Origin of the sequence: Staphylococcus sp. AntiMn-1, from assembly GCF_001663395.1 — a bacterium.
GTDB lineage: Bacteria > Bacillota > Bacilli > Staphylococcales > Staphylococcaceae > Staphylococcus > Staphylococcus equorum.
In genome coordinates this window covers 235,512-262,033 of the sequence record NZ_CP012968.1, presented here as the reverse complement: position 1 = coordinate 262,033, position 26,522 = coordinate 235,512, and the positions used below count along the sequence as shown (strand labels likewise).

The 26,522-nt window shown below is 32.7% G+C and carries 23 protein-coding genes and 1 pseudogene; 9 read left to right on the top strand and 15 right to left on the bottom strand.

What is annotated here, in order from left to right:
- Positions 1-245 precede the first annotated feature (245 nt).
- The 3 genes and pseudogenes from AOB58_RS01385 to AOB58_RS01375 all read right to left on the bottom strand — a co-directional run bounded on the left by AOB58_RS01385 (position 246) and on the right by AOB58_RS01375 (position 5,733).
- Entirely contained in the window at positions 246-3,449 is a 3,204-nt protein-coding gene (locus tag AOB58_RS01385; protein WP_064782837.1) for a DNA polymerase III subunit alpha, read from the bottom strand.
- Between the two features lie 21 nt (positions 3,450-3,470).
- Positions 3,471-4,406 carry a DHH family phosphoesterase gene (locus tag AOB58_RS01380; protein ID WP_064782836.1) on the bottom strand — a complete coding sequence of 312 codons (936 nt, stop codon included), beginning with the start codon at positions 4,404-4,406 and terminating at the stop codon, positions 3,471-3,473.
- A gap of 36 nt (positions 4,407-4,442) precedes the next feature.
- A pseudogene (locus AOB58_RS01375) lies at positions 4,443-5,733 on the bottom strand (DRTGG domain-containing protein).
- Positions 5,734-5,959: 226 nt separating this feature from the next.
- On the opposite strand from AOB58_RS01375, the gene AOB58_RS01370 reads away from it, so the two are divergent.
- On the top strand, positions 5,960-6,373 hold the full coding sequence (locus AOB58_RS01370; protein ID WP_002507354.1) for a universal stress protein: 414 nt from the start codon (positions 5,960-5,962) through the stop codon (positions 6,371-6,373).
- A 217-nt stretch (positions 6,374-6,590) separates the two neighbouring features.
- Here the strand turns inward: AOB58_RS01370 and AOB58_RS01365 are convergent, their stop codons facing one another.
- Entirely contained in the window at positions 6,591-7,280 is a 690-nt protein-coding gene (locus AOB58_RS01365) for a metal-dependent hydrolase (protein ID WP_064782835.1), read from the bottom strand.
- 207 nt (positions 7,281-7,487) lie between these two features.
- Between AOB58_RS01365 and AOB58_RS01360 the strand changes: the two genes are divergently transcribed.
- Both AOB58_RS01360 and AOB58_RS01355 read left to right on the top strand, forming a co-directional pair.
- Positions 7,488-8,540 (top strand): M24 family metallopeptidase, encoded by a 1,053-nt coding sequence (locus AOB58_RS01360; protein ID WP_064782834.1) that lies wholly within the window; start codon positions 7,488-7,490, stop codon positions 8,538-8,540.
- Positions 8,537-9,166, top strand: coding sequence for a copper homeostasis protein CutC (locus AOB58_RS01355; protein WP_002507351.1), 630 nt, complete (start codon positions 8,537-8,539; stop codon positions 9,164-9,166). Before AOB58_RS01360 ends, AOB58_RS01355 begins: the two co-directional genes overlap by 4 nt.
- A 324-nt stretch (positions 9,167-9,490) precedes the next feature.
- Here AOB58_RS01355 and ald read toward each other — a convergent pair whose 3' ends face one another.
- Positions 9,491-10,606 (bottom strand): alanine dehydrogenase, encoded by a 1,116-nt coding sequence (gene ald, locus AOB58_RS01350; protein ID WP_002507350.1) that lies wholly within the window; start codon positions 10,604-10,606, stop codon positions 9,491-9,493.
- A 141-nt stretch (positions 10,607-10,747) separates the two neighbouring features.
- Between ald and AOB58_RS01345 the strand changes: the two genes are divergently transcribed.
- Both AOB58_RS01345 and AOB58_RS01340 read left to right on the top strand, forming a co-directional pair.
- Positions 10,748-11,251 (top strand): universal stress protein, encoded by a 504-nt coding sequence (locus AOB58_RS01345; protein ID WP_002507349.1) that lies wholly within the window; start codon positions 10,748-10,750, stop codon positions 11,249-11,251.
- 248 nt (positions 11,252-11,499) lie between these two features.
- Positions 11,500-12,684: an esterase-like activity of phytase family protein gene (locus AOB58_RS01340; RefSeq protein ID WP_237283163.1), complete on the top strand. Its 1,185-nt coding sequence runs from the start codon at positions 11,500-11,502 to the stop codon at positions 12,682-12,684.
- Positions 12,685-12,817: 133 nt separating this feature from the next.
- Here AOB58_RS01340 and AOB58_RS01335 read toward each other — a convergent pair whose 3' ends face one another.
- The 9 genes from AOB58_RS01335 to ezrA form a co-directional block, all read right to left on the bottom strand.
- Positions 12,818-14,017: an acetate kinase gene (locus AOB58_RS01335; protein WP_002507347.1), complete on the bottom strand. Its 1,200-nt coding sequence runs from the start codon at positions 14,015-14,017 to the stop codon at positions 12,818-12,820.
- 86 nt (positions 14,018-14,103) lie between these two features.
- The gene (locus tag AOB58_RS01330) at positions 14,104-15,051 is read right to left on the bottom strand and encodes a class I SAM-dependent methyltransferase (RefSeq protein ID WP_064782832.1); all 948 of its coding nucleotides are present in this window, start codon (positions 15,049-15,051) and stop codon (positions 14,104-14,106) included.
- 170 nt (positions 15,052-15,221) lie between these two features.
- On the bottom strand, positions 15,222-15,716 hold the full coding sequence (tpx, locus tag AOB58_RS01325) for a thiol peroxidase (RefSeq protein WP_002507345.1): 495 nt from the start codon (positions 15,714-15,716) through the stop codon (positions 15,222-15,224).
- An 89-nt stretch (positions 15,717-15,805) separates the two neighbouring features.
- Positions 15,806-16,348, bottom strand: coding sequence for an RDD family protein (locus AOB58_RS01320; protein ID WP_002507344.1), 543 nt, complete (start codon positions 16,346-16,348; stop codon positions 15,806-15,808).
- Positions 16,349-16,356: 8 nt separating this feature from the next.
- Positions 16,357-17,349 carry a signal peptide peptidase SppA gene (gene sppA / locus AOB58_RS01315; protein ID WP_064782831.1) on the bottom strand — a complete coding sequence of 331 codons (993 nt, stop codon included), beginning with the start codon at positions 17,347-17,349 and terminating at the stop codon, positions 16,357-16,359.
- A gap of 325 nt (positions 17,350-17,674) precedes the next feature.
- Positions 17,675-18,448, bottom strand: coding sequence for a sulfite exporter TauE/SafE family protein (locus AOB58_RS01310; RefSeq protein ID WP_021339071.1), 774 nt, complete (start codon positions 18,446-18,448; stop codon positions 17,675-17,677).
- A 113-nt stretch (positions 18,449-18,561) separates the two neighbouring features.
- A complete protein-coding gene (gene thiI / locus AOB58_RS01305; RefSeq protein WP_064782830.1) occupies positions 18,562-19,785 on the bottom strand; it encodes a tRNA uracil 4-sulfurtransferase ThiI in 1,224 nt (407 codons plus the stop codon).
- Positions 19,782-20,918 carry a cysteine desulfurase family protein gene (locus AOB58_RS01300; protein WP_056935725.1) on the bottom strand — a complete coding sequence of 379 codons (1,137 nt, stop codon included), beginning with the start codon at positions 20,916-20,918 and terminating at the stop codon, positions 19,782-19,784. The genes thiI and AOB58_RS01300 overlap by 4 nt, the downstream gene beginning before the upstream one ends.
- Before the next feature lie 224 nt (positions 20,919-21,142).
- Positions 21,143-22,834, bottom strand: coding sequence for a septation ring formation regulator EzrA (ezrA, locus tag AOB58_RS01295; protein WP_002507339.1), 1,692 nt, complete (start codon positions 22,832-22,834; stop codon positions 21,143-21,145).
- Between the two features lie 229 nt (positions 22,835-23,063).
- On the opposite strand from ezrA, the gene AOB58_RS01290 reads away from it, so the two are divergent.
- The 3 genes from AOB58_RS01290 to AOB58_RS01280 all read left to right on the top strand — a co-directional run bounded on the left by AOB58_RS01290 (position 23,064) and on the right by AOB58_RS01280 (position 25,103).
- Entirely contained in the window at positions 23,064-23,528 is a 465-nt protein-coding gene (locus tag AOB58_RS01290) for a GAF domain-containing protein (protein WP_021339067.1), read from the top strand.
- Positions 23,529-23,783: 255 nt separating this feature from the next.
- Complete coding sequence (rpsD, locus tag AOB58_RS01285) at positions 23,784-24,386, top strand: 30S ribosomal protein S4 (RefSeq protein WP_002507337.1); 603 nt, start codon at positions 23,784-23,786, stop codon at positions 24,384-24,386.
- A 189-nt stretch (positions 24,387-24,575) separates the two neighbouring features.
- Positions 24,576-25,103, top strand: coding sequence for a GNAT family N-acetyltransferase (locus tag AOB58_RS01280; RefSeq protein ID WP_002507336.1), 528 nt, complete (start codon positions 24,576-24,578; stop codon positions 25,101-25,103).
- 82 nt (positions 25,104-25,185) lie between these two features.
- Here AOB58_RS01280 and AOB58_RS01275 read toward each other — a convergent pair whose 3' ends face one another.
- Positions 25,186-25,926 (bottom strand): glycerophosphodiester phosphodiesterase, encoded by a 741-nt coding sequence (locus AOB58_RS01275; RefSeq protein ID WP_064782829.1) that lies wholly within the window; start codon positions 25,924-25,926, stop codon positions 25,186-25,188.
- A 79-nt stretch (positions 25,927-26,005) separates the two neighbouring features.
- On the opposite strand from AOB58_RS01275, the gene AOB58_RS01270 reads away from it, so the two are divergent.
- A complete protein-coding gene (locus tag AOB58_RS01270) occupies positions 26,006-26,446 on the top strand; it encodes an SACOL1771 family peroxiredoxin (RefSeq protein WP_064782828.1) in 441 nt (146 codons plus the stop codon).
- Positions 26,447-26,522: the final 76 nt, after the last annotated feature.

Below are 26,522 nucleotides of genomic sequence, written 5' to 3'. Positions count from 1 at the left end.
CCCTTTACATTCAACTAGTATAAAAATCAGTTCATATATATTTTTATTACAATCTAACTTAAATTACAAATGATATTGCTAACAAGATGTCGATTTCACTCATACAGTTAATATTTGTAATAAAAATATATAGATTGATTTGACATTAAATAATTATTATTTTTAATTTAGTTAGAATTAAAACTGACGGCAAGTTTATGCTTAACCATCAGTTTACTATACCATAGTTCATAGCGCTATTAAAGTTAAATAATTCTTATATCCCAAGGGGAAAACCGTTGTATAAATGTATTTAATACGTCGTTATCACGTGTGATATAACCTATGATTTTGAACTTATTTTGCTCCTCTTGGAAATACTTAACAGGAATATAGTTACTATTTTCTGTTTGAGTTAAAAATTGCTTTAATTCTGTTTCATCGCTTAGGTTTCTAATTACAATTTGTTTCGCTTGTTCAAATGTACTCACTTCAAAAGCTTCAACCGTCTCTATCTGATTAATAATAAGCTGCTTCTTATTATTCCTATTTTCAAACTTACCTTTTAGGATAAATGTCTCATCCGTTTTCAAATCTGTTTCATATTTTTTGAATGTATCTGGAAAAACGACCCCATCCAAACTATTAACTCCATCATTTAGTGTTACAAAAGCCATATTTTGACCGTTTTTGGTACGTATACGTTTAATATTATCAATTTGAACAAAAATCGGTTGATTATCTCGTGCATTAGTAAGTTTATATATACCGAGATATTGCTTTTGTTCAAAAGCCTTTTCGACAGGGTGTGTTGAAACATAAAAGCCTAAATATTCTTTTTCATAATCACTCAATACTTTATCCGGCAATTCCTCTTTGTCTTCATTTGTCGCTTTAGGCGTTAATACATCAAATATAAAGCCGTCTTGTTCAATATCAGATGAACTATCAAGTACTTGATCAATTGACTGTAGTAGTGTAGCACGATTTTTGCCAAAGGTGTCGAAAGCGCCTACTAATATGAGCGCTTCAAGTAATTTTCTAGATTTAATCCTTTTAGGAATACGTCTTGTAAAATCAAAAAAGTCTTTAAAATGCCCATTTGTTATGCGTTCATCAACAATTAACTTAACGCTTTGATAACCTACTCCTTTAATCGCACCGATTGACAAGTAGATACCCTGTTTAGTTGCTTTATAGAACCAGTGACTTTGATTAATATTCGGTGTTAAAATATTGATTGATTGATGCTTTGCTTCATCAATAATTTGCGCTGTCTTCTTCTCGCTTCCGATAGTATTGCTCAAAATATTAGCGTAAAAATAGTTAGGATAATGTACTTTTAAATAGCTCATAATATAAGCGATTTTAGAATAGCTTACAGCATGGGCACGTGCAAAGCCATAGTCTGCAAATTTTAGAATCAAATCAAATATTTGTTTACTTAAACTTTCATCGTAGCCATTTTTCAAAGCACCATCCACAAAGTGTTGACGTTCATTTTCTAATACAGCACGGTTCTTTTTACTCATCGCTCGTCTTAAAATATCCGCTTCTCCATAACTAAAGTTTGCGAACTTACTGGCAATTTGCATGATTTGTTCTTGATAAATGATAACGCCATAAGTGTTACTTAATATCGGTTGTAAATCACTATGCAAATATTGCACTTTAGATGGATTATGCCTTCTCGTAATATAGGTAGGTATTTCCTCCATAGGACCTGGTCTGTATAAAGACGTTACGGCTACAATATCTTCAAAATGTTCAGGTTGTAATTTTTTCAATACATTTCTAATACCATCTGATTCAAGTTGGAAAATACCTGTAGTATCACCTTGAGATAATAATTGAAAGACTTTGCTATCATCAAAAGGTATTTGCTCTATATCAATATGTGTATTCGTGTCTTTTTTAACTTGTTTCACAATTTGATGAATAATGGATAAATTCCGTAACCCTAAGAAGTCGATCTTCAACAATCCTATTCTCTCTGCTTCCGTCATCGTCCATTGTGTTAATAATCCAGTATCACCTAACGTCAATGGTGCATATTCATATAATGGGTGATCATTAATAATGATACCTGCAGCATGTGTTGATGTATGGCGAGGTAACCCCTCTAATTTTTTACTAATTTCAAACCATCGTTCATGCCTATGGTTTCGGTGTACAAACTGTTTAAAATCATTTTGTTCGTAAGCTTGATCTAAAGTTATACCTAGCTTGTGTGGTATTAATTTTGAAATTTCATTCAAAGTAACCTCATCAAATCCCATAATTCTACCAACATCTCTAGCTACTGCTCTAGCTAACAAATGACCGAACGTTACAATACCAGCAACATGATTATCACCATATTTTTCCTGGACATATTGAATAACTTTATCTCTATGCGTATCTTCAAAATCAATATCAATATCCGGCATTGTTACACGTTCCGGATTAAGAAAACGTTCAAACAATAAATTATATTGTATAGGATCAACCGTAGTAATATTTAAAAGATAACTTACCAATGACCCTGCCGAAGAACCACGACCAGGTCCTACTAATACATCATGCGTTTTCGCATAGTGTATTAAATCACTTACTATAAGAAAGTAATCTTCAAACCCCATGCGAGTAATGACTTGATACTCATGAACAAGTCTTTCTCTATAAGTGTCGAATTGGTTATGATTTAAATTAAGTTGATTTAAGTTTTCTTGTAATACTTGCCATAAATAATCTTTTGATTGCTGATTATCCGGCGTTTTAAATTTAGGTAATAAAGACTGATGATATATCATTTCAGCCTGGCATACTTTTGCAAGTTGATTTGTGTTATCTAGCACTTCCTTACTTAAATGAAGTGTAGTCAAATCGCTATAATCGTATAAATGTGCATTATAATCAGGTTGTTCACTCACTAAATCTAATTTAGCGTTATCCCTGATGGCAGCGAGCGCAGTAAGCGTATCAGCATCTTGTTGGTTAAGATAACGTGTACTTTGAGCCCAAACCATTGGTAATTCCAATGTTACTTCACTCGTATGATTTACATAAACATGTGTATCATCAGTAAAATCAGCTACAATAGCTTCATTTGATGATGTTACATCTTTAAAAATAACAACAATATGCTGTAGATATTTTTTCAGCCACTCTATAGGTGTTTCAGTTTTTTCTTTCATTTTTATAGCAGACGACAGCTTAAACATATCTTTTAGTCCTTGCTCATTTTGCGCTAGCACTATCGTTTCCACTGACTCTAAACCATCTGTCACAAAAATCGTCATACCGAAAATAGGATGAATATTTGCTGCAATACACGCGTCATAAAATTGTGGGTAACCGTATAAGACATTTGTGTCTGTAATCGCTAACGCGGTGTACCCTTCTTTAGCGGCCTTAGCAACAACATCTTTTATTCTCAAACTAGAATGTAATAAGTCGTATGTTGTATGAATATTTAAATGCGTAACCATCAGCAAACACCTCCTATATACTTACAACTTATTATTTAAAGCTTCGGCTAATGAATTAAATTCGTTCCAGTTTGCAACAGAAACACCTGATGCATTTGGATGACCTCCACCACCAAATTCACTTGCAATATCATTAATCACAATGCCTTTTGAGCGGATGCGACATCTTATTTCAGTGCCTTCATCAACAGCAAAGACCCATATCTTCAAGCCTTGAATATCTGCAATCGCATTTACAAATAATGAAGCTTCGTTAGCCGCAATATGAAACTGCTTAAGCACATCTTGTGTAATAATTATTTTACAAAATCCATTTTCATCTAACTCAAAGTTCTGTAATACATATCCTTGGAATGGTAAGAGTTTCGGGTCTTTTTCGCCCATTTGATTAAGCTCTTCATTATGATTAAATGGATATTTGAGTAACTGGCTTGCAACTTCCATCGTATGGGACGTCGTATTATTAAATAAGAAACGACCTGTATCACCAACAATTCCTAAATATAGTACGCGTGCAACAGAGGCATCTATCACTGTTGTGTCATTAAAATGCGCAATAAAGTCAAAGATAATTTCACTTGTAGAAGAAGCCTGTGCATTCACATAATTAATATCACCATATTGATCCACTGCTGGGTGATGGTCGATTTTAATTAGGGAACGACCTTTATTAAAGCGCTCATCACTAATCCTTGGTGAATTAGCCGTATCACAAACAATCACTAATGCATCTTTGTATTGTTCATCTGTAATTTCGTCAAAAGTTCCAATAAAATCTAACGAAGGCTCTGATTCCCCAACTGCAAATATGTTTTTTTCTGGAAACTTTAATGTTAAATAGTGTTTCAAACCAAGCTGTGAACCATAAGCATCTGGATCAGGTCTGACATGTCTATGTATAATAACTGTTTCAGCTTCGTTAATTTCACTCATAATTTGATTGAATTCTTTAGTCATTTATATCTTCCTTTTCATTAGTTATATAAAATTCGTTTAATCTATCATCTGGCAGATAATCATTGCTTTCGCTACATGATGCTCATCAGTAGACATTGTCACTTCTAGTTTAGCAAAGTTTCTTCCTACATCTAACATATCATAATGCACATCGATTTCTGATTCGATTTGTACTGTCTTAATATATATGATGTTCAAACTTTCTATCATGACTTCAAGTTTTTTTAACTTTCTCATTTCATAGCGTACTGTTTCTTCAATTATAGCGACAAATACAGCTTTACTTAAAGTACCATATTGATTCGTTAATAGGGGGAGTTTGTACTTGAATACCATTATTTGTAATATTGATATGTTTTGCAATTTGATCATTAATAGTTTCTCCCACTTGAGGTTGTCGACTTAATAATTGCATCGCTGTTAATACATCTTTTCTCGTTATAACACCTATAAGTTTTTTGCTACTTGTAGTCACTGGTAACAGTTCTATACCTTCCCAAATCATCATATGGGCACAGTTTGCTACTGTGGTAGTTAATTGGACATTTATAGGTGCCTTCGTCATAAACTGAGCTATCGTGTCATAATCATCCATTTTAATAATTTCTTTGCTCGTAATAATACCTACTAATTTCCATTGTTCATCAATAACTGGAAATCTTGAATGTCCAGTAGCTCTTGCTTTTTCTTTATAATCAATCAACTTCATATTTTCAAAGATTACCGTGCTCTCTTTCACTGATTTTACAATATCTTCAACGACCAATATTTCTTTACGAATCATTTGGTTATACATTGCTCTATTAATGATGTTTGCTACTAGATATGTATCATAATTAGAAGAAAGTATTGGTAGATCATGTTCATCCGCATACTTTATAATTTCATCAGAAGTTCTAAAACCACCTGTAATCAGCACCGCACTTCCTCTTTTTAAGGCCGCTAATTGTACATCTTTACGATTACCTACAATCAATAATGTATGCGTACTTAAATATTTTACTACATCGTCTATCTCCATCGCACCTATGGCAAACTTGGTTAGTGTTTTAATTAAACCGTTTCTGCCGCCTAACACTTGACCGTCTATAATTTTTACAATTTCACCAAATGTAAGTTGTTCAATTTGTTCGCGCGTTTTCTTTTCTATGCGAACAGTACCTACGCGGTCAATTGTTGCTACCAAGCCAATTTGACCAGCATCTTTAATCGCTCGGTAAGCTGTACCTTCAGATACACTTAAATCCTTCGCTACTTTTCTAACAGAAATTTTTTGTCCTACTGCTAGAGATTCTATATATGATAAAATTTGCTCATGCTTTGTCATTTAAATAACCTCATTTTTTGAACAGTTTCTATGCCATTATAACTTCTTATATCTAAAATTGCGATGTCACAATTCAAATTATGGTAGATTATAACTTTATAATGTTGAACTGCACCTTTTAAATAATATAAATAATTCTTTTTAAGAAATTAATATGTAAGATTTTATATTATAATTGGATTTATCAAGGAATTTTGATTAGAATGATATCAAGGAGGGATGAACAATGTTCAAAAATATTTTACTTGGTGTAGATACAACACTTACTAACGAAAAAGCACTTAAAGAAGTATCAAAATTAGCAGGTGAAGGAACGACGGTCACTATTTTAAATTCAATTAGTGAACAAGATGCACAATCATCAATTAAATCTGGTATTCATTTAGATAAATTAGTTGAAAAGCGCAGCAAAGGACTTGAGCCAACACGTAAGGCTTTAGATGAATATGGCATCAAATATGATGAAATTATTGTTCGTGGCAGTGCCAAAGAACAACTAGTTAAACAAGCAAATAGTGGCAAATATGAAATCGTCGTACTCAGTAACCGCAAAGCTGAGGAAAAGAAAAAATTTGTCCTTGGTAGCGTCAGCCATAAGGTGGCGAAAAGAGCAAACATCCCTGTTCTTATTGTAAAATAATATAAAACTCAAACACCTTTGTATTAATTTGAGTTTATCATCTAAACAAACCTAGCGCACAAATGCATTGGGTTTGTTTTTTAGTTTATATTCTTAAAAATTTGAAATATAAATGAATGCTTAGAATAATTCTTATAAATAAACATAAAAATGTCGACAAAATAATGAAATTTTGTCGACATTTTATTTTATTATGAATTCTAATCCATTAAATGTTTTATAATTTAACTGATTCTCCAGGTTTTAAAATTTGTACCTCTCCTACCGTAACAGCAGATTTAAATTCATTTGGATCTTGTTCAATCAATTCAAATGTATCATAGTGCACAGGTACAGTAATTTTAGGTTTTATAAATGTGTTGATTGCATAACTTGCATCATCGATACCCATAGTAAAGTTATCACCAATAGGTACAAAACAAACATCCACAGGATGACGTTCTGCAATTAATTTCATATCGCTGAATAATCCTGTATCTCCAGTGTGATAAATTGTTTTGCCTTCAACTTCTATAATAACCCCCATCGGCATGCCAAGATAAACTGGAATACCATTATCGTCAGTTAAACTTGAACTGTGAAAAGCTTGTACAAATTTCACTGTACCAAATTCAAATTCAGCTTTACCACCAATGTTCATTGGTCTTACATTTTCAACATTTTTATTTGTAGTTAAATAATCACCCAGTTCTGCTGAACCAATTACAGTTGCATTATTTCTATTAGCTAATTCGACTGTATCTCCGAAATGATCACCATGACCATGCGTTAAAATGATATAGTCTACTTCTATAGCATTTGCATCTAAATCCGACTGACCATTGCCAGTAATAAATGGATCTACAATTACTTTTTTACCGTTCGCTTCAAAATAAATCGTTGATTGTCCATGAAATGATAAGTTCATTATATGAATTCCTCCCATAAATCTGTTTATTTACTACATACCACATTCATACCATTTTATAACATATCCGTGCATTTTATATAGCGCTTTTATGCATATTTTTAAAACATTTAGCTAAAATAGCATCATTATAACATTTTATTTTTGAATTCCGTAATGAACTAACATAAACTTAGAATGATAGTATTTTTAGGAGGATGATGATAAATGAAATTAGAACAGATTACCGCAGAATTAAAATCACAACAAGCTGGAGCAGCATGGATTACAACACCATTAAACATTTTTTACTTTACAGGCTATTTAAGTGATCCTCATGAACGTTTACTCGCATTATTAATCAAAGAAAATGGTGAACAAGTATTATTTTGTCCACAATTAGAAGTTGATGAAGTAAAAGCCTCTCCTTTTGAGGGCGAAGTAATTGGATATTTAGACACAGAAAATGCATTAGACAAATATACGTTCACTGTAAATAAATTATTAGTTGAAGCTGAACATTTAACAGTAAAACGTCAACGCGAACTCGTTGACGCATTTAATGTACAAACTTTTGGTGATATTGACCAAACAATTAAAGACTTACGTAATGTTAAAAGCGAAAATGAAATTGCTACTATTAAAAAAGCATGTGAACTTGCTGACAAATGTATTGAAATCGGTGTAGACTTTTTAAAAGAAGGTGTCACGGAACGCCAAGTTGTCAATCATATTGAGAATGCAATCAAAGATTACGGTGTGAATGAAATGAGTTTCGATACGATGGTACTCTTCGGCGATCACGCTGCTTCACCACATGGTACGCCTGGTGATCGTCAATTACAAAAAGATGAATATGTACTATTTGATCTTGGTGTTATTTATAACAATTATTGTAGTGATATGACTAGAACCGTTAAATTTGGCGAACCAAATGATAAAGCTCAAGAAATATATAATGTTGTTTTGAAAGCTGAACAAGAAGCAATTGCAGCAATCAAACCAGGCGTTACAATTAAAGATGTAGATGATATTGCACGTAATATTATCAGTGATGCAGGTTATGGTGATCATTTCCCTCATCGTTTAGGACATGGATTAGGCTTAGAAGAACATGAGTATCAAGATGTTTCTAGTTCAAATACCAACCAATTTGTTGCTGGAATGGTTATCACTGTTGAACCAGGCATATACGTTCCCGGCGTTGCAGGTGTACGTATTGAAGACGATATTTTAGTAACTGAAGATGGTAATGAAAGTTTAACGGGTTACGAAAAATGATAAAAGAAGCGGTTGTTGAAACAATTCAACAAGTTGAACAAGCAATAAGCAATGGTGCTGATCGTATAGAATTATGTGATAATTTGAGTGTCGGAGGAACAACACCTAGCATCGGAATGATTGAAATCGCGACAGAAATTTGTCATACCAATGAGGTTGAAATCGCAGTAATGATTCGCCCGCGTGGTGGTAATTTCGTATATAATTTATATGATTTTGAAATCATGCAACGAGACATGAAAGCAATCAAACAACTTAACGTAGATTACTTTGTATTCGGATGTTTGACAGAGGATAATGTCTTAAATGAATGGCAAATGAAGACTTTGAACAACCTAGCATCACCTGTACCATCCGTGTGTCATATGGCGTTCGATGAAATTCATTTACATGGTCAAATCAAAGCGCTACATCAGCTGATTGATATTGGCTTTGTTAGATTACTTACACATGGTGGTCCATCAGGGACTGATATTTTCGATAATTTAAATCAACTCGGCAAGCTTGTGGTTAATACAGGCGGACGTATCGAAATCATGCCTGGTGGCGGGTTAAATAAAGATAATTTGCAAGATTTAATATCTTCTTTCCCTTTCCAAGAAGTACATGGTACAAGAATCGTTTAAAACTTGTCATTGATAGTTTAACTTCTTAAAACATAAGATCTTATAGAGTCAATAAAACAGGCTGGGACATAATTACATGTCTCAGCCTGTTTTATTATATTGGCAGCAGCTGACTGAATTGAAAATACGCTTATAACAAACTTTTAAAGAACTACTACTGGCCATATAACACTACTAGACAATTATGTATAAAAAGTGCCGACAAAGTCAGTTACTTTGTCGGCACTTTAGAGTGAGATACATAAATATATGTCCTACTCTTATTTTATTTACATCAATTTAATACAATCAATTCGTTATGGTTGAGTTGTATTATAGGTATTTTTATTTTAATGCACTTTCAATATCGGTATATGATAAGTTTAATGCATCTGCAACACCTTTATTAGTTAATTCACCATTAATCGTACTTAAGCCTAAAGATAAAGCTGGATTATCTTGTAGTGCTTTTAAATAGCCTTTTCCAGCTACTTGTTGCGCATATGGTAACGTCGCGTTGTTTAATGCGATTGTTGACGTACGCGGTACTGCACCAGGCATATTAGCTACTGCATAATGTACTACGCCATGTTTTTTATAAGTTGGGTCATCGTGTGTAGTAATACGATCTGTTGTTTCGAAAATGCCACCTTGGTCGATCGCAATATCAACAATCACTGCCCCATCTTTCATTTGTTTAACCATTTCTTCAGTAACAAGTTTTGGTGCTTTTGCGCCTGGAATAAGCACTGCACCAATGACTAAGTCACTATTTTTAACGCATTGCTCTATGTTTAATGGGTTTGACATGATTGTATGTACTCGACCACCAAACAAGTCTTCTAATTGTTGCAAACGTTTAGGGTTAACATCTAAAATTGTAACGTCAGCACCTAAACCTAAAGCAATTTTCGCAGCATTAGTCCCGGCTTGGCCACCACCAATAATACTTACGCGTCCTTTTTCTACGCCAGGTACACCACCAAGTAGAATACCCATGCCACCTTTATATTTCTGTAAGAACTCAGCACCAATTTGAGCAGACATACGACCTGCCACCTCACTCATTGGTGTTAATAATGGTAAAGAACGATCTGGCAATTGCACTGTTTCATAAGCGATACTAATAACTTTGTTTTCTAATAAAGCTTTAGTCAATTTCTCTTCATTTGCTAAATGTAAATAAGTAAATAAAATTAATCCTTCCTCAAAGAATTGGAATTCTTCTTCCAATGGTTCTTTAACTTTCATAACCATATCTACGTTCCATACTTCAGCTTGTTCATTTACAATTTTTGCACCAGCTTCAGTATAGTCCACATCATCAAAATAAGAGCCTAAACCAGCAGATTTTTCAACAACAACATTATGACCTTGCTCAACTAATGCATGCACACCACTTGGGGACAAACTCACCCTGTTTTCATTGTTTTTAATCTCTTTAGGAATACCTATAATCATTTCATCCACCTCCAAATTTATAGTAACGTGTATTCTATGAAAGCGCAATCAAAGAATAGAGTACTTTTACAACAGTGAATTATGTTAATATTCTGTAAATGGTGGTATAATATATATAAGAAGAATAAGGAGGTCATTGATATGCTAACTTATAAAAACATTTTAATTGCGGTAGATGGTTCACACGAGGCTGAATGGGCGTTTAATAAAGCTGTAGATGTTGCAAATCGTAACGAAGCAAAATTAACAGTTGTGAACGTCATTGATTCACGAACATATTCATCATACGAGGTTTATGATGCACAGTTCACTGAGAAATCTAAAAATTTTTCTGACGACTTGTTAAAAGGTTATAAAGAAGTTGCAACAAACGCTGGTATTAAAGATGTTGAAACTCGCTTAGAATTTGGTTCTCCAAAAGCAATTATTCCAAAAAAATTAGCGTCTGAGGTAGAAGCTGATTTAATTATGTGTGGTACTTCTGGTTTAAATGCTGTAGAAAGATTTATTGTTGGTTCTGTATCTGAAGCAATCGTGCGCCACTCACCTTGTGATGTACTCGTTGTACGCACTGAAGAACTGCCAGAAGATTTCCAACCACAAGTAGCAACAGACGAACTTAGATCGCAACACCAAGCTCACTAAAATATACTAGTGAATTTTATAAAAATGATTTAGTTACATTTAAAGTCTAAACAAAAGTTATTAATTTGTTTCGCTAGGATAGTTTGTTCATTTATTTAGAGCAATCTATCCTTTTTAATATCCAAAGGAATGAGCATGTAAAGTTATATTGCGCATTCAAAGTGATTTTTACAAACTCCTTATCAAAACTTCATATACACTTTAAACAAAAGATATATGATTGAAGTGAAACGCATAATGAAAGGAGTATGAACACACTTATGAAACCGATGCATAAAGCACTTATAACAAGCATGTTCACATTATTTATTTCGAGCACAACATTACATAGTGAAATAATTGCTGCAGAAAAAGACAATACAACACGTACAGCAGATCGTCTCAAATTAATAGACACTAAAATCTTACCGTTTGATAAAACTTACAAAGATACGAAAGTTGGCGGATTGTCTGGTATAACGTATGACCCTAAAAATGATAAATGGTTACTTATTAGCGATGACCGATCAGAACACAATCCAGCAAGATTCTATGAAGCTGATATTGACTATAATAGCAATGAATTTAAAGACGTCAAATTTAATGGCGTCCACAAGTTAAAACAACCGAATGGCAAAGATTACATCAATAAAGAGCAATATAAGAACGACGATGATAATATTGTTGCTGACCCAGAATCGATACGGTTCGACCCACATACTAATGAGATTCTATATACTAGTGAAGGAGATCGTTCCTTAGGATTGAATCCATTTATTCGTAAAGCAACTGAAGATGGTAAATATTCAACTGAAATTCCTGTTAAAGATACAATAAAAATGGATAAACAAAATAAGAAAGGTTTCCGTAATAATCAAGCTATTGAAGGTAGCACTTTTTCTCAAGATGGTAATACGTTATGGACTTCTATGGAGGGCCCTCTAATACAAGATGGCCAAAAACCTACACCTGAATCAGGCGCTTTATCACGCATCACACAATATGATCGCGAAGGCAACATATTATCTGAATTTGCATATCCACTTGATGCCATACCTAAAAAACCTGGCAAAAACAAACAAGCTGATAATGGAATCACAGAAATATTAGCCATTAATGATCATGAATTTTTCACTCTAGAACGTGCATCTGTACAAGCAGAAGATGGTTCATTTAGTAATTATGTGCGTATATATAAAATAGATGTCAGTAAAGGAACTGATATCAAAGATATAAATTCACTCAAAGAGACAAACGCAAAATCTTTAAACAAAACGCTGGTTGCTGATTTAAATGAACAAGATATTGGTAAAGTTGATAACATTGAAGGCATGACTTTTGGTAAAAAACTGCCCAATGGTAATGACAGTCTAGTATTGACAGCCGATAATAACTTTAATGAAACACAACAATCTCAAATTATTGCTTTTGAGGTTAAACCAGAGAAAAAATAATCCATTTTAAAAACTGATTAATAAAATAATAAAAGCACCCATTCATTATTTTTTCTAATGAATGGGTGCTTTTAATTTAAGTATAAATATTTACAACTCATACTCATTTAATGAATCTGGGTTTACTTCCAGATTATTTTACGTTTCCAAAATCTACAACATCGCGAGCAATCATTACTTCTTCGTTTGTAGGAATAACGATGACTTTTACAGGTGAATGTGGATAATTAATGAAACCTTCAGAACCATGGATCATTTCATTTTTCTTAGCGTCCCAATAAACACCCATAAACTCTAAACCTTCTAAGACTTTTGCTCTTACAGGATCAGAATTTTCACCTACGCCAGCTGTAAATACAATAACGTCTACACCATGCATACGCGTCGCATAAGAACCGATGTATTTGTGAATACGAGATGCAAAGACGTCAAGCGCTAATTGGGCTCTTTCTTTACCCTCTTTAGAATCTTCAATGATATCTCTTAAGTCACTTGAAGTACCTGAAATACCTAATAATCCAGATTCTTTATTAAGTGTATTTAATACTTCTTCTGCATTTTTACCCGTTTTTTCCATAATAAATGGAATTAAAGCTGGGTCAATATTACCTGAGCGTGTGCCCATTGTAACACCTGCTAATGGAGTGAAGCCCATAGATGTATCTACAGATTCGCCACCATCAATAGCAGCGATTGAAGCACCATTACCGATATGACAAGAGATAATACGTAATTCTTCAATTGGTTTATCTAAAATTTCAGCTGCACGTTGTGAAACATATTTATGACTCGTGCCATGAAAACCATATTTACGAATTCCGAAGTCTTCATAATATTGATATGGCAAACTATATAAATAAGATTTTTCTGGCATTGTTTGATGGAATGAAGTATCAAACACAGCGACATGTGGTATCTCTGGTAAAAGTTTTCGGAATGCACGAATTCCCATTAAGTTTGCTGGGTTGTGTAACGGAGCTAATTCACTTAACGATTCAATTTGTTTTTCTACTTCATCAGTTATATAAACTGATTCTGGGAATAATTCTCCACCATGAACAACACGGTGGCCCGTACCATCAATATCATTAATACTTTCAATGATACCATGTTTTTTAAAGCTTTCTAACATAATGTTTACTGCTACTTCGTGATTAGCAATATCATTAGTATCAGTAATTTTTTCTCCATTTACTTCAATAGTAAAGACAGAATTTTTTAAACCAATACGTTCAATTAGTCCTTTAGTAACAACTTTTTCTTCCGGCATTTCAATAAGTTGGAATTTCAGTGACGAACTACCAGCGTTAATGGCCAAAATTAATTTTGACATAAGCTTGTTGCCTCCATTTTCAATTAAGTTTTAATATACCTATCTATTTAATCATTAATACAGTTTATTTTCAAGAATAATACAGTTTAATTTTCAGGATGATTTTCTTCCATCCACACATTTAAATCTTGTAAAAATGCTTGGAATTGTTGAGGGCTTTTGAAGTCAGGAATGTTCGCTAATAAAACCTCTACTGGTTTAGTAACGTTTGTTTCTTTTTTCTGTAGTACAAGAATAGATTTGCGTGCTTTTTCATTTTTAAATAATGTCGAAGGTAAATTTAAAAATGCTTGCACTTCTGTCTCTGTAGCAATAAAGTTTTGTAACTGTTTCACATTTGAACCTTCGAAAATATTACTTGGAACAACTAAAAATGCATAACCTGATTGTTTTAAGGCTACAACAGCTTGTTCAATTAATAAAAAGTGAGAGAAACTGTGACCTTCTTCAAATCCTAAAGCCATTTCCTTACTTCTCTCATCTGCCGGATAATAGCCAACAGGTAAATCACCAATAACAACATCTGTCTCTTCAAAAGGTAATGGCATAATTGCATCTTGTGGATAAACATCAAATGGTATTTCTAAAAAGTTGGCTAAATGAACGCTGACTCTTGATAATACTGGATCAACTTCTAAAAGATGATGCATCACCGTATGTTCAGTTAACACTTCATGTACAGACGCACTTAGATGGCCTGCCCCACTTGCGATGTCTACAACGTGTAATTCTTCTTTGTTTTTTAAGAAGCGTTGAGATAAAAAGCCTAAAATTAAGCCAATAGAGTCTGGTGTAATTTGATGGTTTGCTTGAATATCTTCTTTTTGCATTAAGCTTAAATAAGCAAACTGAAATGCTTTTCTTCTATCTTGCAATGTAGCTTGCTCTAACAAGTCTCTTTTACTTGTATAAATGTGTTCCATTGCTAGTCCTAAGTTTTCAATAAAACTTTGACCATTATTTTCATTTAAAGCTTTAGCTTTTTCGTCGAGTGTTTGGAATAACTTTTCCATTACTGTTTCTTCTTGTGTCATTTAATAGTCCTTTCTAAAAAAAACTGTCCATAATTTGTTTGAAATTAAGTCAGTTCATGCTAACTTATATTACCAAATAATTATGGACAGTATACTTTATAATGTCAATGATACTGTTTGATTGTTTAACTTCAAATCAAATGACAAATTTTATATTACCTATATTTAATTTAAATAGCACGGTATGCTTCTAAAGCAGCATCGAAGTCTGGGAAATCAGTGCCCTCAGAAACAACTTCAGTATATACTACTTTATTATTTTCATCTAAAACAAAAACTGAACGTGCAAGTAAACGTAATTCTTCCATAACTACGCCATAATTGTTACCAAATGAAAGCTCTTTATGATCACTTAAAGTAACCACGTTATCTAAGCCATTTGATGCACACCATCTTTTTTGTGCGAATGGTAAGTCAACAGAAATAGTTAACACGACGCCATCTTCCTGCGCTGCTTCTTCGTTGAATTTACGTGTTTGTTTATCACAGACACCTGTATCAATAGATGGTACTACACTGATCAATTTCTTTTGACCATCATAATTTGATAAAGTTACTTCATTTAAATCATTGTCTAACACTGTAAAATCTGGTGCTGTTTCACCTTTTTTTACTTGTGATCCTAATAATGTAATTGGTTCTTGTTTAAATGTAATTTGCGCCATTTGAATGCCTCCTATAAAAAGTGCTTACTCAATAATTATAACTGTTTAATCAGATGAAATAAACCTTAAACCCTTTGAAACATAACAATCTACTTCAAATAAAACAATTTTTCAAATTTATTTTTTATTACGACAGTATCAGCAAAATAATCATGTATACCTTTGTGTTTATCTGTAAATATTGTTACTAAATAAGGTAAATTAGCAAATACGCCACTGACAATGCGACCAATCCATTCTCTAAATAATACGTCTACCCAAGTTAAAGATTGTCTATCCGCACGTTCCACTCTAATATTCAAAATCATTTTACCAATTGTTTGTTTAAAATATTTCGTTAATAACACAAAATACAAATAAAATACGAGTGCATCTAATACGTGACCTACACTAAAATAATCAATCCATAACTTTGCATTATCTATATGTGTGAAATGATAGATTGGTTTCAATATAATACTTTGAATACCAAAAATGATAAGTAAATCAATGAGAAAGCTACAAAATCTTATACCAAATCCTGCATATAGTGCTTTTGCTAATTGATTATGTGCAAGTGCATCTGACTCTGTTTGGGCTTCGTTTGAATCTGCAACCTTATGTGCAGTATCATCTTGTTTCATATTATCCATTATTACACCTAACCTTCGTATAGATACATAGGTTCAGCTTCAGTATCATTTTTAATTATTGATTTAACTTCATTGAATTCATTTTTAAATTGAGCAATACTCGCTTTTGCATTACTAAACGATGAGAAGAAACTACCTTCTTCACTATACTCAAATACTTCTGCATCTTTTGCTTTCATATCTTTTTTCATTGCTTTTAACGTTTCATCTTCATAACCAATTTCGTCAATTAACCCGTTATTTTCCGCTTGTTGTGCACTGTAGATTCGTCCATCAGCTAACTCTCTAACTTTACTTTCAGACATATCCCTACCGTCTTTAACTATATTCACAAATCGATCAAAACTATCATCTAATACAGATTGTAAAATATCTTTTTCTTCACTTGTCATAGCTCTTGAGCTACTCAATATGTCTTTATGATCTCCTGATTTTATAACATTTTCTTTAACGCCTATTTTTTCTTGTAATTCTGAATAATCAACACTAGACATAATAACACCGATTGATCCTGTCATTGTTTGAGGACCTGCGTATATTTTGTCTGCTGGTGCTGAAATGTAGTATCCACCAGATGCTGCCATACTACCCATATGTACATAAATCTTTTTATCTTTTTGCTTAATTTCTTTTATCTTTTGATAAATTTCATCACTTGGGTATGTGCCACCACCAGGAGTATTCACAGATAACAACATACCTTTGACTGTGTCATCATTTTTTACGTTTTCTAATTGTTTTAAGAACGCCTCATGGTTGTAACCACCGCCACCAAACATGCCTCCACCTGTACCTTCAGCTATTTGGCCATCTAATGTTAAATGTGCAATTCGTTTACTTGAATTGCCCTCTTTTTCTACTTTTTCTGTAAATGGGTCCATTTTAGATGTAGCTTGTTCATCAAATAAAGATGAAAAGACCGCTGAAATTGAACTCATCACGATGCCGCCTAACACAATGACAACCGCAAGTATGATTGCGATAATCCTTTTCTTCGACATTTACACTCACTCCCATAATTTATTTTCCTTTTAACTCCATCCCCAATTTAATCATAATCAATTAAGCTATGTATACCTTATCCCAAATATATATTAAAAGAGTTTTAAAATATAATAGTGTTTTATCAGAATTACAGTAAAAAAGTACTAATAATGCGAAGTGACACTATGCCTTATTTTATAAAACTGTATACAAAAAAGAGCGGGAATACGAAATCAAATTTTGATTTCGTATTCCCGCTTCTATAAGGCTGACAAATAAAAGAAGACAAGCGTTGAGGCTCTTGTATAAGAACTACTTTATTTTAATATATTTTTGTAATTGCTACATGATTTGCATTAAATAATCGTACGCATTTTTCAAAATTAAAATAGCAGTAACTACAATAAACAGACCTTTGACATAACCAACGCCTTTTTTAATTGCAAATAAAGCACCCAAATATGATCCGCAAATCATACTACCAGCCATGATAAAACCATAAAAATAATCGACTTGATCTAAGAATATAAATAATATTAATGCCCCTAAATTGGATGCAAAATTTAATACTTTGGCATTCCCTGCTGCACCTAGAAAATCAAATCCAAACATTAATAAAACAAAAAGCATAAATGAACCTGTGCCGCCGCCTAAAAATCCATCATATAGACCTATTAAGCACATTAAAGCTGCAAATATTATAGCTTTACCGGTAGTGAGTTTTGTAAAAGTACGTATACTACCCCAATCTTTTTTCATTAATGTATAAATCATGACAAGCGTTAAGATAATGATTACCACTGGCTTCAATAGTTCAGACGGTAAAAATGTCGCCACGCTCGCACCACCCATAGCCATTAAGAATACAAATGGGAATAACTTCCCAACAACTTTCAGATCGACATTGCCTGACCTTAAAAAACGAAATGCACTGGTCATCGATCCAAATGCACTAGCTAATTTATTAGTACCTAACGCCATAGCTGGTGGCATACCCACTGCCAAAAGTGCAGGGATAGAAATTAATCCCCCACCACCGACAACTGCATCAATAAACGCTGCTAAAAATCCAAGAAGTATGATGATAATTACAATTGAAATGTCCCACTCTAACATGCGCCAACCCCTGTCTGTTTAAATCATGTTAACTGATTATTCATTATAAATTGAACATCTAAAACTAAGTTTTATATTTTTTAAATGATGCTTACTATAATTTAAACTCGTATTTAAAATAAATCCTCTGCCAAAGTTTGTGTCTCTGAGTCTTTATCACTTTGGTAGTCATTTGAAATTTCTATTGTTTCGATTTGATCCACAGCTTGTTGTACTAATGGTTCAAAATCAAAAATATTTTCATATTTTTCCACTTTTTCAATATCAGGTTCAGTTACAGGATTTTTTGGTGTGAAAATAGTACAACAATCCTCATAAGGTTGTATAGAGACATCAAAAGTTCCAATTTCTTTAGCTCTTTTAACGATATCTTCTTTATCTAATGTGAGTAATGGACGTAACACTGGCGTCGAAGTTACGCTATTAATTGCGTACATACTCTTTAAAGTTTGACTCGCTACTTGACCAAGATTCTCACCATTTACAATGGCATGTCCGTCAATTTCATGTACAAGTTTATCTGCTACTCTCATCATCATTCGACGTGTAGATGTCATTGTATAACGTTCATGTACAATTTTATTAACTTGTTTTTGTAAATCTGTAAAAGGTACAATGTGTAATTTAATTGGACCTACATGAGAAGCTAAAATACGTGTTAATTCAATTACTTTTTCTTTAGCTTTTTCACTTGTAAAGGGCGGGCTATGAAAATGAATTACTTCAATCATCGCACCTCTTCGCATGACTTCCATACCAGCTACAGGAGAATCAATACCACCTGAGAGCATAAGTAATGTTTTTCCACCTGTTCCAACTGGCAAGCCACCAAGTCCAGCTATAGTTTTGTCATAGACATATATGGCATCTAAACGCACTTCTACTTTTATATTGTGATCTGGATTGTGGACATCGACAGTTAAATCCTTTGTTGCATTTAATACCGCAGCACCAATGCCACGTTGTAATTGATATGTGTCATAAGGAAAGTTTTTATCTGAACGTTTCACGTCTATCTTAAACGTATCTCCGTTTGCGTAGTCTTTTGCAAATTGAACGGCTTGTTCATTTGCCGCTTCTACAGTTTTATCAATTTTTAATACAGGACTAATAGAATAAATGCCGAATACTTTTTTTAGTCTATTACACATTTCATCTATGTCTGCACCTTCATCTAATTCAATATACATTCTATCTCTATTCGCTTTTACTTTATAGCCTTGCAATGGCATTAATGAACGCTTAACATTTGCGCGTAATTTATTCACGAATATTTTACGATTTGCACCTTTTAATGTTAATTCGCCATACCTTACTAATATATGATCATAAATCATACTAACAGCTCCCTTACTTCTTCATATACTTTATAAAAATTATCTTTAAATGTTTGAATATCTTCTTGAGTCGTATTGGCTCCCATTGAAATTCTGATACTACCTTCAATTTGTTTTCTAGGCACATTCATCGCTAAAAGTACTTCGTTTAGACTCGCTTTTTTAGACGAACATGCACTTGTGGTAGATAACATGATGTTATGTTTTGAAAATGCATTGACCAATACTTCACCTTTTACGCCTGATAAACCAACATTAAGAATGTGTGGCGCTGAATTTTGAGGTGAATTCAGCTTGACGCCGTGAAACCCTGTAAGAAATTGACGTAAGTCAGCATTAAATTCATTTAAAGTATGGTTAAGTTCTGTGGTATGATTCACAGCTGCTTTCATGGCTTTAACAATTGCAATATTCATCGGTAAATTAACTGTACCACTTCTCACACCATACTCTTGTCCACCACCGTGAATAATAGGTTCAAGTTGATGAATATTTCGAACAAATAATATACCTTGCCCTTTCAAACCGTGAAATTTATGCCCACTTAAACTCAATGTATCTACACCTTCAAAGCATAATGGCACTTTACCAATCGCTTGTACTGCATCTACGTGAAAATGTGCCTTGGGATATTGGTGCACAATATTTGCAGCCTCTTCTATTGGTTGGGTTTGACCCATAATATTATTAACATGCATACAGGTTACTATAGCAACATCATCCGACATCAATGTTTTTAAATGGTCCAAGTCGATTTGACCCTCTTCAGTAACATCAACATATTTAATAATAAACCCTTCCGTTTCTAATGAACGTACAACTTCTAATACAGATGGATGCTCAAGTACTGAAGTGATGATTTCATTAGCAAATGCTTTTTTCTTATATGCTACGCCTTTAAGCGCCATATTATTAGATTCAGTCGCACCACTTGTAAAAACAATATCAAATTTTCCATCTAAATTAAACAAATCTTTTATTTGTTTTTTAGTTTGTTGTAACAATTGGTCTGCTTGTAAGCCGGCTTGATGCGGACTATTAGCATTAGAATACAATGATTGATTTACTTTTACATAAGTATCCAACACGTCTTGGTTTGGCTTTGTCGTTGCGGCGTTATCAAGATATATCAATTCTTTCACTCCATTTCATTTTATCATACACACTTATTTAAGAAGTGATACTAATTTTATATTTATATTTAAGTTATTGCATTAATAACAATACTTTTCTGTCATTTTAAAATTAATTTTATACTTTCCCTTTAAGCATTATACTCGCTTTTGATAAAAAGAAAAGACACGAAATCATAATTCATTTCGTGTCTTACTGGTGTTATTTATAATAATTAAATAGTTTAACCAATAACTTGATCCTCTATTTGTTTGGTAATTCCTGGTTCAACACTTTCTAAAGCTTGTTCAGATATTTCAATTGAACGTTTGTATCTATTATTTTTAAATAGTCTTTCAGCCTCATTAAGGCTTTTATCTATGTTCGAACTATCTTTACGGTAACGGTTACCATATTCAATAAGTTTCTCAGCATAAACTGCATTAACAAGCACATCCGTAGCTTCATCTTCAAATTTATTCATTTGTAGCACTACTTTAGATACTTTATCTTTCAATTGTTTAACATGTATTGGACGTACACTGAATTTCTTGTTTACTTCACGCACTTCATAATCAATTTCATTTTTCATTATAATGAAACGTTCTGGTACGCTTGGTAAGTTAGAAGCTAATAGTTTTCTATAAACTTCTTCTTTTTTACTTTGTACACGTAAGATATTTTCTTCTGCTTCTGCTTCATCTTCGCGTAGTTGAATTAAGTGATTTTGTAATTTTTCTTGTTTTTCATTAATCACAGCTACATGCTCTTCGATATATTTCAAGTTATCTTGAACTTCACTGTAGCGTACTGCAGATTTGGCCATTTCTTTTAGAATTTCATCATAAACAGCTATTAAGTTTTGAATTTCATTTTCAAACTGTCTTACATTCTGTACATCACTTTCATTTATATAGTAATTTTCACGTACATATTCAATTTCAGTTTGTAAAGTATAATTCATTTCTTTTGCTCTAAACAAATTATCTGTAATGACTTCTTTTGATTCTTCTACTTCATTTTTCGCTTTAACTTCGTGCTCAATTAATTCATACATTTCATCAAGACGATCGTTAATATTATTTAATTTTTCATTCGCTTCATCAAGTTCCAATCTACTAATCATCGGTTCTACAAAGCTAAGTTCTGTTTTAAGCGTTTGTAAAGTGCTATCAATTTTGACATGATCTAAATCATAGCCTTCTACTTTGAGATCTCTACATCCGTATTTCATATCTTGGAACTGTCCAGGTAATTCTTTTTGTGCTTCTCTGATTAACTCAGGAATTTCTGACATATCCTTTTTTAAAAAGTTCATATCTTCATTTAAAGTTTTGATATGTTCATGTGCGTAAACATAATTACCTTCTGCTTTATATGATTCATAGTTTTCCATTTCTGGTACGAATGCTTCAATTTCATGTTCTAACGGCGCTGCTGCTTCACCGAACTGATGTCTGTTCGCTAACACGTCGCGCTTCATTTCTCGGTAATCCACTTTACATTCTTCATATAAGTGATCACTCTCTTTATGTACGCCCATAATATCTTCGACATCTGTAGTTAATACATTGTAATTTTCTTCGTATTTATCCATTAATTCGTGTGCTTCATCAATTTCAGTTTGCGCTTGCGAAAATTTAAATTTATCAAGTAAACCTTCCGCATTGTGAATCTTTTCTTCTAATGGTAACAAATATTGATTTTTACTATCTAAAGACGTTTGTTTTAATCTATCATAAGTAGATTTTGTTTCACCTGTTAAAGTTAAATCAGATAATTGAGATAAACTTTCATCATAGGGTAATTGCTCTACTTGTAATTTTCGTTCTTCAGCCTTCTCAATCATTTGGCTTTTATTTGAACGCATATAGAATAATACACCGACAATAATCAGTATAATAACAATAATTGCTAGAATGATATACAATACCATATGTTTTCTCCTCCTATTTTATCACTATTCATTATAACGTAATTTACCCATGCATTAAAAGAGAAAATGAATTAATCATTGATAATATTTTAAATTTCATAGTAAATCTATCTCTGTTAATATTATGTATCATATTGCAACTAAAAAAAGCCCTTACAAATCATTTGATTGATTACTATTAAAACAGTCTTTATACTAAATGAAAAGTAAAAAGTGAGGTTTTATTAATATGACAGAGGTAAAAGAAACAAATTACGATTTATTACAAAAGCAAGTTGCTAGTCTAATCGAAGATGAATCAAATTTAATTGCTATACTTAGCAATGTCTCTGCTTTACTAAATGATTCGTTAGATCAAATTAATTGGGTTGGCTTCTATTTAATAGAAAATAATGAATTAATCTTAGGACCGTTCCAAGGTCATCCTGCTTGTGTACATATTGCTATCGGCAAAGGCGTATGTGGCACAGCTGTAGAAACAAACGAATCACAACTCGTTGAAGACGTTAATGCTTTCCCAGGACACATTGCATGTGATGCGAATAGTAAATCAGAAATTGTTGTTCCTATTCATAAAGACAATCAAATCATTGGTGTCTTAGATATTGATGCCCCTATTACAAATCGCTTTTCAAACACAGATAAAATTGCTTTAGAAGAAATTGTTAAGATCCTAGAACAGCAAATAGCTTAATATTTAACAATCGTCTTTCTATAGGTAAATCTGGGTTTACTATTGACAGTAATTCAGAACATGGTACAATGTTGTTTGTGTGAATAAACGAAATTAGCAGTTGCCTATTAGTTGGCTCTATGTTGTTCCCAACGCGGACGTGTCGTGTAACCGTAGCTATGAGGTGAGGATACATAAAACAATATATCCAAATAAGCATGCAACACTCTTTTTTGTTTTTTCATAACAACAAAAGAGAAAAAGGAGGAGTCTATTATGGCTCGATTTAGAGGTTCGAACTGGAAAAAATCACGTCGTTTAGGTATCTCATTAAGTGGTACTGGCAAAGAATTAGAGAAGCGTCCATACGCTCCAGGCCAACATGGTCCTAACCAACGTAAAAAATTATCAGAATATGCATTACAATTACGTGAGAAACAAAAATTACGTTATTTATACGGAATGACTGAAAGACAATTCCGTAACTCATTTGAAATTGCTGGTAACCAACATGGTGTCCATGGTGAAAACTTCATGCAATTACTAGCTGCTCGTTTAGATGCAGTTGTATATTCATTAGGTTTAGCGCGTACGCGTCGCCAAGCTCGCCAACTTGTTAACCACGGTCACATTTTAGTAGATGGTAAACGTGTTGATATTCCATCATATACTTTAAAACCTGGTCAAGAAATTTCAGTACGTGAAAAATCTTTAAAATTAGATATCATTGCTGAATCTGTTGAAATCAATAACTTTGTACCTGAGTACTTAGAATTTGATGCAGACAACTTAAAAGGTAAATATGTACGCGTTCCTGAACGTAGTGAATTACCTGCTGAAATCAACGAACAACTTATCGTTGAGTACTACTCAAGATAAGCGTTTTAATTTCAAACCAAGAAGTCCTTTCGAGGATTTCTTGGTTTTTTTATTACTATATAATTAACATCTTTCATCCAAATATTTAATTATAAGTAGAAATCCTTTTAACCCCCTCACTCATGGCACAATATCTTTTTACTTTCTTATAATAATTACTGTATGCTTATGAATAAAGGAGTGTTAAATTTGATTATTAGAGCATTAGAAGAAACAGATTTAGATTTTGTACATCACTTAAATAACGAATATTCCATTATGTCTTATTGGTTTGAAGAGCCCTATCAATCATTAAGTGAACTTCAATCATTATATAAAAAACATTTATTAGATGAGACTGAACGTAGATTTATTATTGAAAAAGATCAAACACGAATCGGTGTAGTTGAATTAGTTGAAATCGACTTTATACATAGTAACTGCGAAATTCAAATTATTATTGATTCAGAATATGGTGGCAAGGGATATGCCAAAAGTGCATTTAAAATGGCTATTGATTATGCGTTCCTAGTACTTAATCTCCACAAAATATATTTATTTGTTGATGTTAACAACGAAAAAGCTGTTCATATTTATAAAGCACAAAACTTCTCCATCGAAGGTACATTACAAGAACATTTTTATACTCGGGGTGAATATAGTGATTGTCATGTGATGGGATTATTAAAAAAGAATTGGGTAAATCATCATGATAATGATTTATCTCACATTAAATAGTATACATTTCATTTTTATTAAAACTAGAAAAAGCTTAAATGAACCCTTTAAATTCATTTAAGCTTTTTTAATATTTTCATTTTTATAAAATATCATTTGGATTATCTGAAATCAGTCCGTCTACACCTAGTTTTTGCAATACTTTTGCTTGTTCATGCTCATTCACTGTATAGGGCATCACTGACAATTTATACTGATGTGCATTTTTTAAAAACTTCTCTGTAACTAAAGCATAATTAGGATTTACATAATCCGCATAGGCAGCAATGCTTTTGAATGGAGGTAATTTATACCAATATTTCTTTTTACTAATCAATACACCTAGTTCATAGCCTTCATTCATATCAAATATTTTTTTCATACTTTTTTGATTGAATGATTGTACAATCACTTTATTTTTTGGTAAATCTGATTCATTTAATGCATCTATTAATTCACTTTCAATTCCAGGATAATTCTGTGGCTGTTTTAATTCTATTAGTAACTTTTGATGATAATCTTGAATTAAATTAATTACTTCATCCAAAGTCGGTATTGTCGCTCCCGCAAATTGCTTATCTTTAGTTATACCATAATCAAATTGTTGCAATTCCGCTAAATTCATATCCTTGATTTTTCCTGATCCATTCGAAGTACGATCAATCGAATCGTCATGAATAACTACGAGATGGTTATCTGATGTCCTGTGTATATCTATTTCTAATATATCAACATCACTTACAAGTGCAGCTTTAAAAGCAATCATCGTATTTTCAGGAAAATATGTAGCAATACCACGATGTGCCACTAATATGAGCTTGTTCTCATTATTATATATTGTCATTAAAGTTGCTCTCCTCTTTCTTTATATCTTATTTTCATCTAAACTTAAATTATCATAAATCAACTGGAGGTCAATCGTTATGGTTCAACATGAATTCAAAGTAAACACACATTGGTCTGGTGGTCGTGAAGCTGTAGGTCAACTTAACGGAGACGTATTAGATGAACAAATATCTATACCATCAGGTTTAGGCGGCAATGGAACTGGTACAAACCCAGATGAATTATTAGTTTCAGCTGCATCTTCTTGTTATATTATCTCACTTGCAGCTGTACTCGAACGTTCTGGTTTTAATAATATAGAAATTCAACAATCTTCTATAGGTACAGCTGTATTTGAAAATGCCAAATTTCGTATGGACAACATTATCCACTACCCTGTTATTGAAGTTGAAACTGCACAAAAAGATAGCTTAGTAAGAAAATTACCTAAACTCTTAAAGGTTGCAGACAATAATTGTATGATTTCAAATTCAATTAAAGGTAATGTCACTGTAAAAATAGAACCAAAAATAAAATAATTTAAAAAAATTTTATATATGACGGAATATGAATGCGATAACAATGTATGCCCTTTCATGATATTTTATTTTGTTT